Origin of the sequence: Bacillus stratosphericus (genome assembly GCF_020524495.1) — a bacterium.
GTDB classification, from domain to species: Bacteria; Bacillota; Bacilli; order Bacillales; family Bacillaceae; genus Bacillus; species Bacillus stratosphericus_B.
This window is the reverse complement of the sequence record NZ_JAIVLB010000009.1, coordinates 90,289-101,743: the sequence shown is the minus strand read 5'-3', so window position 1 is coordinate 101,743 and position 11,455 is coordinate 90,289. Positions and strand designations below refer to the sequence as shown.

The window sequence follows — 11,455 nt, the reverse complement described above, 5'->3', positions numbered from 1 at the left end:
TGATTTTACGATAACCGTACGTATATTGATGTGATTTACAGAGTGATGAAATCAACTGGACTAGTTTCTGCTGCTTTGGATTCGGCTGATGATCTTGTTTTTTCCAACGATAAAATGTTAATCTTGCAAGCTCAAACATCTGACAGAATGCACTTATACTCACTTTGTCTTTTACCGTATCATAAATCGACACGTACGCTTCCTTTTTCACTTCCTTTCCCATTCTATGTACTTTTTTAAGATGTCGATTTGTTGTTTGAGATAACGATTTTCTGTTTTCAACTTTTCGTTCTCATCTTGATATTCAGGTCCTTTCCCATATGAATATTGTTTCCCGACTGGTTGATGAAACCGATGGTGTTCACCATCACGATACCATTTCATCCATGTTTTCACTTGGGTACTATTCTTAATTCCTAGCTTGTCCATGATTTCTTTTGTTGGAATCCCTATTAACTTCATTCGAACGGCCTCTTCTTTTACGCTAATCGGATAACTTACTCTTTTTTTCATACAAAAACACCTCCAAATTGTTTTCAGGTATGCTATACCCGATGTTCAACTTAAAGGTGTTTTTATTTGTCTCATATTATGGGGTCAGTCCCAATCGACAAGGTGTTTTTGTTTTCTATATATAGAAAAAGACTTTTTTATAGTAGGGAAGCGTATCATCTTAAATTTTATTTAAAAATATTTTCGGTTTTGGTTGTTCTATTTACCTTTTATTTATAAGTTTTGAAATATAAATGTAATACCATTGCGTCGATTCATGACGTATAATTGGAGTTGTTGAAATTTAGACGATTCAATTTTTTCATCTTTTTGGATGAAAAGGACATAAATTGCTTGTGCGTATCGAAGGGTATGCGTGATCATACATAACGTTTTTTGACGATAAGTGTCAAAATCATGATAAGCTGTTTGGCAGCGAATAACAAAAGATTAGGTGATTACATGATTGAAATGAAGGAAGTCTACAAGATTTATCCTAATGGCGTAAAGGCGATCAATGGAATCAATGTCTCTATCCATCCAGGAGAGTTTGTGTATGTTGTTGGCCCCAGTGGTGCTGGTAAATCCACTTTCGTCAAAATGATGTATCGTGAAGAGAAGCCAACCAAAGGGAAAATCCTAATCAATAATAAAGATTTAGGTTCGATTAAGGAGAAAGATATTCCTTATGTGAGAAGAGAAATAGGCGTAGTATTCCAAGATTTTAAACTGCTGCCAACCCTTACAGTGTTTGAGAATGTGGCATTTGCGCTTGAAGTCATTGGTGAACAGCCTAGTATCATTAAGAAAAAAGTGCTTGATGTACTCGATTTGGTGCAATTAAAGCACAAAGCGCGCCAATTTCCTGACCAGCTGTCTGGCGGTGAACAGCAACGTGTGTCTATCGCTAGATCAATCGTCAATAGTCCTGAGGTTGTCATTGCAGACGAGCCTACTGGAAACCTTGATCCAGATACATCATGGGAAATCATGAAGACACTGGAAGAGATTAATAACCGAGGAACAACAGTCGTTATGGCGACACACAATAAAGAAATTGTAAACAGTATGAAGAAACGCGTCATCGCAATCGAAGATGGTATGATTGTGCGTGACGAAGCAAGAGGGGAGTACGGAATTTATGATTAAATCTCTCTCACGACATTTACGTGAGAGCTTCCGTTCACTTGGAAGAAACACGTGGATGACATTTGCATCAATTAGTGCGGTCACTGTCACATTGATTTTAGTTGGGGTTTTTCTTGTCATTATGCTCAACTTGAATAACATGGCATCGAACGCTGAAAAAGAAGTAGAAGTCAAAGTGTTAATCGAATTAACAGCAAATCAAAAGCAACAGGATGAATTAAAAGCAGAAATTGAGAAGATTCCTGAAATCAGTGATGTGAAATACTCATCAAAGGATGATGAACTGAAAGCACTGATTAAAAGCTTTGGTGAAAATGGACAATCCATGGGACTTGTTGATCAAGAAAATCCATTGAACGATGCATTTATTGTGAAAACAACAGACCCTCACGATACACCAAAAGTAGCGAAAAAATTAGAAAACTTAAAAGGTACGTATAAGGTGACCTATGGGAAAGAAGAGGTCAGCCGACTCTTTAATGTTGTCGGAGTGGCACGTAATGTCGGCATTGCGCTCATTATAGGGCTTTTGTTTACAGCGATGTTCTTAATCTCGAATACGATTAAAATTACAATTTTTGCTAGACGTAAAGAAATTGAGATTATGAAGCTAGTAGGTGCAACGAACTGGTTTATCCGCTGGCCATTCTTCATCGAAGGATTACTCCTTGGTGTATTTGGTTCCATTATACCGATCGCTCTATTGCTTAGCACGTATCAATATGTTGTGGGCTGGGTGGCACCGAGAGTACAAGGCTCATTTATTTCAATGCTTCCATATAATCCATTTGTCTATCAAGTATCACTGATCCTTCTATTGATCGGTGCAATCATTGGTGTGTGGGGAAGCTTAACGTCCATCCGTAAATTCTTAAAAGTATAATTTTGATGGCAGCCTTCGAGGATTCTAATAGAAGATGTGACCGGTTGATCCGATTCACCCGGTCGACTCTTCATGTCGACAGTTGTCTGGGAGGGGAATATCGTTTTGAAAAGAAAGTTGATGATGGCTGGAATGGCAGCGTTTATTGGAACAACGTGGCTATACACTCCAGAAAATGAAAATCGTGCATTCGCATACGAAGACCTAGATCAAAAACGTGAACAAATCGAAGAGAAAACATCGAAGACTGACTCAACCCTGAAAAAAAAGAAATCAGAGCTTGCAAAGCTTGAAAAGAAAGAAACAAAGCTTAAACAAGAGATTGAAAAGATTGACCAAAAGGTAAGTGATATAACTAAAAAGGTCGCTGCAAAAGAAAAAGAAGTCAAACAAACCAAAAAAGAGATCAAAAAACTGAAAAAAGACATTCAAGTCATCAATGAACGTATTGAAAAAAGAAAAGAGATTTTCAAAGACCGAATTCGATCAATGCAAAAAAGTGGCGGTACGATCAACTATTTAGATGTGCTGCTAGGTGCTCGCAGCTTTAGTGATTTTGTGAGTCGTGTTGGAGCTGTTACAACAATTGTCGAGGCAGATAAAGACATGATTACAGAACAAGAAAATGATTTAAAGCTAGTGGAGCAAAAAGAAGCAGAGCTAAATAAACAGCTAAGTGGACTTGAAACATCTCTGAAAGAGCTTGAAGTGCTGAAAAAAGACCTATCTAAGCAGCAAAAAGAAAAAGGAAAAGTTCTGGGTCATGTAACAGAGGAAAAAGAACATGCACATGATGAACTAGGTAAGCTTGAAAATGAAAAAGAAATTCTAGCGAATCAAAAAGCGGCTGTGAAATATGAGGAAGCACGTCGTCAAAAGGAAGAAGCCAAGAAAGCAAAACAAGCAGCGGCTGAGAAAAATGCACCTGCATCAAATGGTGGTGGCTCTTCGGATCAAGTGTCTGATACACCAAAAAGCAGCTCAGGTTTCATTAAACCAGCTGCAGGAAGATTCTCCTCAGGCTTCGGCCGACGTTCTGGCGGACAGCACTACGGATTAGATATTGCAGCAAAAGGTACCGTACCTGTCGTGGCAGCAGCATCTGGAACAGTCACGAATTCAAGCTACTCGTCCAGCTACGGAAATGTTGTATTTATTACACACAATATCAATGGACAGACGTATCAAACGGTATACGCTCACCTGTCAACAAGAAGTGTTTCAACAGGACAGAGAGTCGAGCAAGGGCAATTCCTTGGATACATGGGAAACACAGGTCAATCGTATGGCCAGCATCTTCATTTTGAACTTCATAAAGGATTATGGAATGGTGGAAAATCAAATGCGGTCGATCCTGCCCCATATATCCGCTAACAAAAAGCCGATAACATTAACATGATGTTATCGGCTTTTCGATTGAGATTAGATTAAAATAAAAACAGTAATCCGGCAATAATAGGTGTTAAAAGCACGGTGGATTTTAATAAGAGCTTCGGTGCAACGCGTGTAAATTTTGCGCCAATAAAAGCCCCACTTGAATAAATGGTGCTGACCCAATACCGAACATGCCTGACAGCATACCTGATACAAGACCTAAAATAATGCCCCTTATCAACAATTGACGTGAAGAAAGCGGCTGCTGCTCAGCTTCTTCATTTATGACAAACAATTTATCATCATAAAAACAGCAGATAAAAAGAGCATACCGGCTGTTAAATAGTGCAGGCTTTCCAAGTCGTAAATGCCATAGCAGCTAAAGATATCCCGAGTACTGTGGATAAGTACATCAAATATTAACGTAAGCAATGCGATGACACAACCAGCCCCGCCAGCTCCTACAAACCCTAATAAAAACCCTAATAAAAGCATCATCAATATAATATACATAGGAAGACTCCTTCTTGATCATAACAAAATAAAAAATGACACCTAATGAAATAATAGTCGAGCCTTTACGGGAGAATGTTTTTACATGAAATCCCTCCTTCTGGCATATAATAACTCAGGTCACAGGAAGAGTTGAAGAAGGAGGCCAAATATGAAAAAACAAGTCACATCCATAATGGTAATTGTCGTCCTATTAATAAGTGCAGGGGTTATGACACAAAAAGAGGGGACTCATGCGGAATCAACGAAGGCAGTAGCTACAATGACTGGACTAGCTCAATCTAGTGATCGGGCCAAAGAAAATGGAATGGAGAAAATTGAGAAAGCCTATGATCTCATTTCAAATGAATATGTAGAGGAAGTGGATCGTCAAAAGCTGCTAGAAGGCGCCATTCAAGGAATGCTTTCGACTTTAAATGATCCTTACTCTGTATACATGGACAAGCAAACCGCAAAGCAATTTTCTGATTCGCTTGATTCCTCTTTTGAGGGAATTGGTGCAGAAGTTGGGATGGATGAAGGAAAGATCATTATCGTCTCTGCCTTTAAAAAATCCCCTGCGGCGAAGGCTGGTCTTAAGCCGAAGGATGAAATTATCAGCATTGATGGTGAGCCGATGAAAGAAAAAAGCCTAAACGATGCTGTGCTTAAAATAAGAGGAAAAAAAGGAACGTCTGTCGCCATGAAAATCAGACGAAATGGGATTGAAAAGGAGTTAACCTTCCATATCAAACGAGAAGAAATCCCGCTTGAAACGGTGACTTCCTCTATGAAAGAGGTAAATGGCCATAAAACGGGCTATATTGCGATCTCTAGCTTTTCTGAAGATACTGCGAAGGATTTCACTTCAAGCCTGAATAAGCTCGAGAAAAAGGGCATAGAAGGTCTTGTACTGGATGTGAGAGGGAATCCTGGCGGTTATCTACAAAGTGTGGAAGACATTTTGAAACATTTTATTACAAAGGATCAGCCCTATATTCAGATCGCAGAACGGAACGGGGACCGGAAACGATATTTCTCAAAACGGAAAGAACAGAAACCTTATCCTGTCAATATTTTGATTGATAAAGGAAGTGCATCCGCTTCTGAGATTCTTGCCGGTGCAATGAAAGAAGCAGGAAAGTATGAAGTTGTAGGTGACGTCTCCTTTGGAAAGGGAACTGTGCAGCAGGCGGTCCCGATGGGAGATGGAAGTAACATCAAATTAACACTATATAAGTGGCTGACACCAAAAGGGAATTGGATTCACAAGAAAGGCGTCGTGCCCACCATTGCCATTCATCAGCCAGATTACTTTACCGTCGGTCCGCTCCAGTTAAAAGAACCACTTCAGCTTGATATGAACAATGAAGAGGTTAGACAAGCGCAGACGCTTTTAAAGGGATTGTCATTTGACCCTGGCAGAGTAGATGGGTATTTTGATCAAGAAACGAAAAATGCCGTACTCGCTTTTCAAAGCACATACAATCTTGATAAATCAGGCGTCATTGATTTGAAGACAGCAAAAATGATGAACAAAATGGTCGATGAAGTGAAATCCTATGAAAAAAATGATCTTCAGTTGCAAACTGCACTAAAAGCACTATATCTCAAAAAATAAAGAGGCGAATAATTGCCTCTTTTTTCGGTTCATAAGTGTCACGAACATGTAATAATTTATTCTTAAAAATAAATTATATCGAGAAATATATTCATTTATTTTACAAAAAACATAACATTCTTTCGAATTTACCCGATAACATATTTATATAAGAGACTTTCTGTTGATTTAAACATGTCATGAAAATGAAACTTTTGAAAGTTGTATGTTACATAAATAATTCTTACAATTAAAAGTAGACACTCATTTTAATATTTTATTTTTTGCGGATATTCAGCTTGAGCATTAAGCTGTACCGAGGTTTGCGCTTTTCTTAAAAGAACTAGTAAATGGGGGTACACAATTGAAAAGGGCAAGTATTGTGAGAGAGAAAAAATATTACGAGTTGGTAGAGGAGCTTAAGAGTCGTACGAAAGGTGTGACATTTTCTGCTACAAAGGCATTAAGTCTGCTCATGCTGTTAAGCAGGTATTTGGTGAATTACACAACGGTAGAATCAGTCGACGAAATTGATGAAGACTGTGCTGAGATATACTTCAATTATTTAATGGATAATCATAAGAGACTTGGTATAAACTTAACCGACATCAAGAGATCCATGCAGCTTCTCGGCGGCATACTAGATGTAGATGTCAATCACTATTTAAAAGATTTTTCACTGTCGAATGTCACACTTTGGATGAATCAGGAGAAATAAACCTGATGTCAAGCATCGATTTATTTGATAGAATAAGAGAAAATGCTTGACGTGGGCGGTGAACGTTAATGAGCTCGGAGTGGATGGGAGCCGGATTAAAAGCGGTCAGTCTGTTTTTAATCCATCCTCTTTTTTATTTCATGATATTAATCAGTCTATTGTATGGCTACATCCGCGTAAAGCGGGAGAGAAAAGCGTTTCAAACAAGAATAGAAGATGTCTACGATGAACTAAAATTTACATATTCAAAGGGATGGATTCTAGGAATATGTCTATCCGTCATTTCAGTAGGCTTAGGGATTGCCCTCCCACCTGGATTCATCGTGCTGATTACAGCGATGACCATCGTTTTCTCTTTATTCTTTAAGGCGAGTGCGCTTTCGTCTGCATACACACTCGGTTTCAGTTTTATTGCGGCATTTGGACTGATGTATTTTCAAGTGAGTCATTCTTGGCTGCCGCAGCTCTCAATGATGAATGCTTCAGCCGTTGTCATCCTGTTAGGGCTTCTATTAATGACCGAAGGAATTCTAGTATATCGAACGGCGCATTTACGTACATCGCCTGCAATGGTGATGAGTGCGAGAGGACTTTTAATTGGCCAGCAGCGGGCAAACCATCTGTGGCTTTTACCGCTTGTTTTACTAATGCCGGCAGGTGAATTTACATCTTTTCTGCCATGGTGGCCAGTGCTTCAAGTGCACGATCAAAGCTTTTCATTTATTTGTATTCCATATATCATCGGCTTTGGCCAGCGGATTCAAGGGTCACTGCCCATTGTCAGTATTCAAATTACGGCACGTCGCATTCTCATGCTTGGACTCGCTGTTGCGTTACTAGGTGCTGCAAGTATTTGGTTTGAGCCAATTGCCTTAGGAGCTGTCGTGATTGCGATTGTCGGAAGAGCCTTCCTTTCATGGAAGCAGAGGGTCAATGACAATGCTGCGCCGTTCTTCTTCTCTAAGCGGGATCAAGGGCTTATGGTGCTTGGCATTATTCCAAATACACCCGCAGCCGATTTGAAGCTTGAAATCGGAGAAATTATTACAAAGGTGAATGGAATTGAGGTTAAAACCGTTTCAGAATTTTATGAAGCACTACAAACCAACCGTGCTTTGACAAAGCTTGAAATCATTGGCTTAAATGGTCAAACAAGATTTGAGAAACGCGCTTCTTACGAAGGGGAGCATCATCAGCTTGGTATTCTGTTTGTGAAGGATGATCCACAGCAAGAACAAACGGCGATTTCATCTTAAAAAAGCTGCTAGAGATGGCAGCTTTTTTCTTTTGTACGTGTTTTTTCCATATTACTCGCCCCCATTCACGCATGGCGAAGATGATGGGCTTTAATGTATCTCCAAGAGAAGTTAGTGAATGCTCCAACCACCGTATCTTCTTTCCAAATGTGTTAAATGTTTAAGATGGAAGATATGATCAATATGAAAATTTTTCAGGGAAATAAAAACAGCCCTTGTTAAAAAGAGCTGTTTTAAGCATAGACATATGCTAGGGAATAGTGAGGTTCGGAAAAGATTTTATGAAAAGACTGCTATTCAGTTGGCAAACTTTCGCTGAATGAAGCGTTTGGCAGTTGAATAATGGCCGTCGTACCTAGTCCAGGATCAGATTGAACATCAAAGGTGCCATGATGTTTTTTTATAATTTGATAGACAATGGCTAGTCCAAGTCCAGAGCCACCATCTTTTCTCGTTCGTGCCTTATTTACTCGATAAAATCGCTCAGATACATGCGGAAGATCTTCTTTTGGTATCCCTTTGCCCTCATCTGTTACTCTCAATTCAGAAGTGTTTTGATGAACATGTAATTCAATCGAAATCGATTTCCCAGATGGAGTGTAGTGAATGGCATTGTCTAGCAAATTACGAACCACTTGTTGAAGCCGATCGCTATCACCATAAATAATACAATCCTCTTCAAGATTCCGTTTGAGAGAAATTCCTTTTTGACTGGCGATGAATGCTACTTGATCTAAAACATCATGGATGAGCTGGGCAAAGACGATTGGATCCGATGACAGTGGATAAGAATCACCCTCTAGCTGTGCAAGGTCTAAAAGATCGTGAACAAGCCGGCTTAAACGTGTGGCCTCATCTTGGATGATTTGCATTCCTTTCTTTTGATCAATGATGCCCTCTTCTATGCCTTCTGCATATCCTTTCATATAACTTAAAGGAGTCCTAAGTTCGTGAGAGACGTTAGCAAGAAACTCCCTGCGGTGCTGTTCAACCTTTTCTAGGGTAGAAGAAAGCTTATTAAAGGAACGACTAAGTTGATTTAATTCATCCCCTTTTTTGGTCACAGCCATGCGTTTTGAAAAATCACCAGATTCCATTTCCATTGCAATTTCTTTCATTTTATTAATCGTCCTCACGATTTTATTGGAGCTTTTATAACCGATAAAGAAAATCAGCAGCAGGATACATAAAATGAATAGGATAAGTGTGAGCCTAATTTGGGCAAACGGTTCATAAACATCAGATAAAGGCATAGAAAGAAAAATCGTCCCCGACAGATCTTCTTTGTTTGAGAAAACAGGGATGGCAATACCGAGAATATCCTGATGAAACTGCGGGTGCTCCCTAATTAACACGACTGTTTTCCCTTGGAGTAGCTTTTGGCGTTCCTTGAAGGTGATGAGGTTATCGTTTGTGTTCGTATCAAAAGGAATACCACTTGAAAGCTCCATTGGGTCATCTGTAAAAATAATGTTCGCTTGACTTGACTCATTTGCCCATTTCATTCTATCTGTAAAAAACGTGTCTTTACCGTGTTTATGATAGATTTCTGCTAACTTTTTTCCTTGTAAACTTAAAGAGTCGATCTGTTTATCAATATATAAATGCTCGTATAAGTAATAGGTCAGTGCAAGAGCTGAGGCTGCAACTATTCCGATCACAGCAAGGATTAAAAAGAGTACTTTCTTTTTAATGGATAAAGGCTTCATTCTTCCTCCTCAAACTTATAGCCGACACCCCAAACGGTCTTAATATGTCGTTCCGCTCCCTTTAATTTTAGTCGTAGTGTTTTAATATGTGTATCGACTGTTCTCAAAGAGCCAATGGGGGAGTGGGATTCCCACAATTTTTGATAGAGCTGTTCACGGGAAAACACTTGGCGTTGATTGAACAGAAGAAACATGAGTAAATCATATTCTCTTCTTGTTAAATTAACAGGCTCTTGATGGAGATAAACTTGTCTTCCGTCTTGATCTATCTCCATGTCACCGATAAGCATTCGGCTGCGCTTTAGCGAAAGACCTCTAATTCTTCTTAAGGTCGTTTCAATTCTTGCTGCAAGCTCACGCAAGCTAAAAGGCTTCATAATGTAGTCATCTGCTCCAATTTCAAGCCCTCTAATTCGATCTTCCTCATAACTTCTAGCTGTTAAGAACAAAATAGGAATTTGGGATGTTTGTCGAATGTGCTGGCAGACTTCAAACCCATCCATGTCAGGCATCATGATATCCAATACAACAAGGTCAATGGGTTCCTTTTCGAGTTGACGTAAGGCATCCATTCCATTATTTGCAGTGGTAATGTGAAAGCCCTGTTTCTGCAAAAAGGTGCCAATTAACTCAATCATATCTAACTCATCGTCTACTATTAAAATATGCATCTGATCTTTCATTTCTTTTCCTCCAACATGATAGCATATGGCCCATAGGGGACATTCAGTCGGTTTTTCATCATGAATGTATGTTTGTCTATAACGGATACTGAATTGTCATCTAAGTTACTCACATATATGGATGAGGTATCGGCGGCGATATAATTCGGATTTTGACCAGTTTCAACAGAAGCGAGCTGCTTATCCGTCTTGGTATCTACTTTGTAGAGCGTATGGTCTCCATGACATAGAACATATAAAGTAGAGGAATTTCTCTCAGAAAAAAATGCAACCGGCATGACGCCTAGTTTGATTTCACGTTGCTGTTTACCAGTTTTAGCATCATAAGCAAAAATGCTTTTATTTAAGCTGCCAGGTTTTCCGTGTCCACCGATCCAAATGGACTGCCCATCAAAATGAATACCAGAAGGCCGTTCTAGCACAGAAATCGTACGAATATTTTCTTCTTTTTCAATATCTATGACTGAAACTGTATGACTTTCTGCATTTAAAACAAACAAAGTTCCTGAAGAAGATAGCGTCATGGAAGAGGGTAATTTGTCGGTCTTCACGGTCGCTTTTATTTTTTTACGCTGTGTATCAATAAAATAAACGACATTCTTCTCCGAATCTGCTACAAATAAGGTGTTAGAGGCAGTATCATATGTAAGTGTAGTCAGCCCTTTATTCACATCCATATAATCTGTTGCTGTTCCCTTTTTTAAGTTGATTTCAATGAGAGACTTCCCTTCTTTACTTGTTGCAATAATGACGTCTTTGTTAATTTGAATAAGATCAGTGAGTGGGTGTTTTAAATCAACTGAAGAAACAATTTTCTTCTTTTGTAAATCAACAATTGAAAAGGATGCTTTTTTTAATTGAGAGATCACAGCGATCGATTGAGAGCTGCCAGGTGGCGTAAATTGCTGTTCTTTACCGCAGCCTGACAGGAAAAACAGTAGCACTATCAAACAGACCAAAAAATATTTTACACGTTCCATCCTTTCGCTCCTTTACGTCCTCTATTTTCAAAAAGCATACCACAAAAATTGTGAAAAAAAATCGAAGTTATTTATGCTGGAAGAAATGAAAAAAAGATTTTAGGTAGAGAAGTGGGGGA

At 39.0% G+C, this 11,455-nt stretch carries 10 protein-coding genes and 2 pseudogenes; 6 read left to right on the top strand and 6 right to left on the bottom strand.

What is annotated here, in order from left to right:
- Both LC033_RS05565 and LC033_RS05560 read right to left on the bottom strand, forming a co-directional pair.
- Positions 1-193, bottom strand: a pseudogene (locus LC033_RS05565) (IS3-like element ISLmo1 family transposase); the annotation flags it as partial.
- A 14-nt stretch (positions 194-207) separates the two neighbouring features.
- Entirely contained in the window at positions 208-513 is a 306-nt protein-coding gene (locus LC033_RS05560) for a hypothetical protein (RefSeq protein WP_226567261.1), read from the bottom strand.
- Between the two features lie 441 nt (positions 514-954).
- Here LC033_RS05560 and ftsE point away from each other — a divergent pair, with 441 nt between their 5' ends.
- The 3 genes from ftsE (at position 955) to LC033_RS05545 (ending at position 3,898) form a co-directional block, all read left to right on the top strand.
- Positions 955-1,641 (top strand): cell division ATP-binding protein FtsE, encoded by a 687-nt coding sequence (gene ftsE, locus LC033_RS05555; RefSeq protein ID WP_226567264.1) that lies wholly within the window; start codon positions 955-957, stop codon positions 1,639-1,641.
- On the top strand, positions 1,634-2,524 hold the full coding sequence (ftsX, locus tag LC033_RS05550; protein WP_226567260.1) for a permease-like cell division protein FtsX: 891 nt from the start codon (positions 1,634-1,636) through the stop codon (positions 2,522-2,524). The genes ftsE and ftsX overlap by 8 nt, the downstream gene beginning before the upstream one ends.
- Positions 2,525-2,629: 105 nt before the next feature.
- Positions 2,630-3,898, top strand: a complete 1,269-nt coding sequence (locus LC033_RS05545) for a murein hydrolase activator EnvC family protein (RefSeq protein ID WP_226567259.1) — start codon at positions 2,630-2,632, stop codon at positions 3,896-3,898.
- A gap of 53 nt (positions 3,899-3,951) precedes the next feature.
- Here LC033_RS05545 and LC033_RS05540 read toward each other — a convergent pair.
- Positions 3,952-4,411: pseudogene (locus tag LC033_RS05540) on the bottom strand (hypothetical protein).
- 151 nt (positions 4,412-4,562) lie between these two features.
- Between LC033_RS05540 and ctpB the strand changes: the two are divergent.
- The 3 genes from ctpB (at position 4,563) to LC033_RS05525 (ending at position 7,964) form a co-directional block, all read left to right on the top strand.
- A complete protein-coding gene (gene ctpB / locus LC033_RS05535; protein WP_226567258.1) occupies positions 4,563-6,011 on the top strand; it encodes a carboxy-terminal processing protease CtpB in 1,449 nt (482 codons plus the stop codon).
- 343 nt (positions 6,012-6,354) lie between these two features.
- Entirely contained in the window at positions 6,355-6,708 is a 354-nt protein-coding gene (locus LC033_RS05530; RefSeq protein WP_226567257.1) for a swarming motility protein SwrAA, read from the top strand.
- Between the two features lie 68 nt (positions 6,709-6,776).
- On the top strand, positions 6,777-7,964 hold the full coding sequence (locus LC033_RS05525) for a PDZ domain-containing protein (RefSeq protein ID WP_226567256.1): 1,188 nt from the start codon (positions 6,777-6,779) through the stop codon (positions 7,962-7,964).
- Positions 7,965-8,257: 293 nt separating this feature from the next.
- On the opposite strand, the gene LC033_RS05520 is transcribed toward LC033_RS05525, so the two are convergent.
- From LC033_RS05520 to LC033_RS05510, 3 genes are read right to left on the bottom strand one after another with little or no spacing between them, the layout of a single operon-like run.
- Entirely contained in the window at positions 8,258-9,673 is a 1,416-nt protein-coding gene (locus LC033_RS05520) for a HAMP domain-containing sensor histidine kinase (protein ID WP_226567255.1), read from the bottom strand.
- Positions 9,670-10,356 carry a response regulator transcription factor gene (locus LC033_RS05515; protein ID WP_226567254.1) on the bottom strand — a complete coding sequence of 229 codons (687 nt, stop codon included), beginning with the start codon at positions 10,354-10,356 and terminating at the stop codon, positions 9,670-9,672. The genes LC033_RS05520 and LC033_RS05515 overlap by 4 nt, the downstream gene beginning before the upstream one ends.
- The gene (locus LC033_RS05510; protein ID WP_226567253.1) at positions 10,353-11,336 is read right to left on the bottom strand and encodes a YncE family protein; all 984 of its coding nucleotides are present in this window, start codon (positions 11,334-11,336) and stop codon (positions 10,353-10,355) included. Before LC033_RS05510 ends, LC033_RS05515 begins: the two co-directional genes overlap by 4 nt.
- Positions 11,337-11,455 lie beyond the last annotated feature (119 nt).

Excerpts from the sequence above, each read along its gene's own strand:
- LC033_RS05515 (WP_226567254.1), bottom strand. The coding sequence starts at position 10,356 with ATGAAAGATCAGATGCATATTTTAATAGTAGACGATGAGTTAGATATG.
- LC033_RS05560 (WP_226567261.1), bottom strand. The coding sequence starts at position 513 with ATGAAAAAAAGAGTAAGTTATCCGATTAGCGTAAAAGAAGAGGCCGTT.
- LC033_RS05525 (WP_226567256.1), top strand. The coding sequence starts at position 6,777 with ATGAGCTCGGAGTGGATGGGAGCCGGATTAAAAGCGGTCAGTCTGTTT.
- LC033_RS05510 (WP_226567253.1), bottom strand. The coding sequence starts at position 11,336 with ATGGAACGTGTAAAATATTTTTTGGTCTGTTTGATAGTGCTACTGTTT.
- ftsE (WP_226567264.1), top strand. The coding sequence starts at position 955 with ATGATTGAAATGAAGGAAGTCTACAAGATTTATCCTAATGGCGTAAAG.
- ctpB (WP_226567258.1), top strand. The coding sequence starts at position 4,563 with ATGAAAAAACAAGTCACATCCATAATGGTAATTGTCGTCCTATTAATA.
- LC033_RS05520 (WP_226567255.1), bottom strand. The coding sequence starts at position 9,673 with ATGAAGCCTTTATCCATTAAAAAGAAAGTACTCTTTTTAATCCTTGCT.
- ftsX (WP_226567260.1), top strand. The coding sequence starts at position 1,634 with ATGATTAAATCTCTCTCACGACATTTACGTGAGAGCTTCCGTTCACTT.